Consider the following 749-nt stretch of genomic DNA (forward strand, 5'->3'; position numbering starts at 1 on the left):
ATAGTCGGATTATGATGAAAAAAATACTTATTTACCTTATATTCGTTTTAACCTCAATATCCCAGCAGGCCATGGCTGAATATACCATTCATCACCTGCGGGGGAATGATGGCAAAGATATTATTTACTATCTGATACAGCGAGATAAAACACCTTCCGAAGGTCTGCTTGTCTTAATTCAGGGATCTGATTGTAAAAGTGTTATCAACAACCAACCCATGATAGAAAATTTTGGCATCGCTTTTCCTGAGAATGATATTCTTCTGGTAGAAAAATCAGGGCTTGATAGCACAGGGCGAGAGCGTGAACGTTTTTTGAGCTTGAAATGTATGCTACGCAACCATAATTAGAATAAAGATCACTCAATCTGGTCTTGTTAAAGTATGAATTAGTGCTTTATTTACACAATTCGTTCAAAAATTAGTCTTTCATGCTCTCGCCCTGCTTGATAGCAGCATCGGCAAAAATGGTGCTGAAGTTGAACATTCGGCATGCCCACAGGTATATATGCAGAATGACTCACCATCAAAACGCGTTAAAGATTATCTTATTGTCTTAAATCAATTAAAAAATAAGTATCATCATATTGTCCTTCTCGGCGGAAGTGAAGGCGCTATTGTGACCAACATGATCGCTTCTCAAGCGGATTTTATTACGGCAGCTATTTCAATGAATGGTGGGGGGCGTTTCTTTATTGATGATGTCATTCATAGTATCCAGCGTGAATCTCCAGCCGAAATGTCCAATAA

General features: G+C 38.5%; 1 protein-coding gene and 1 pseudogene. Both read left to right on the plus strand.

The features are described 5' to 3' along the window. Window positions 1-350, plus strand: a pseudogene (locus PSI17_RS17150) (hypothetical protein); the annotation flags it as partial. 157 nt (window positions 351-507) lie between these two features. Next, on the plus strand, window positions 508-749 hold a 242-nt coding region (locus PSI17_RS17155), incomplete at its 3' end, for an acyl-CoA thioester hydrolase/BAAT C-terminal domain-containing protein (RefSeq protein ID WP_273553104.1).

Source organism: Xenorhabdus sp. IM139775 (assembly GCF_028598745.1).
Taxonomy (GTDB): Bacteria; Pseudomonadota; Gammaproteobacteria; order Enterobacterales; family Enterobacteriaceae; genus Xenorhabdus.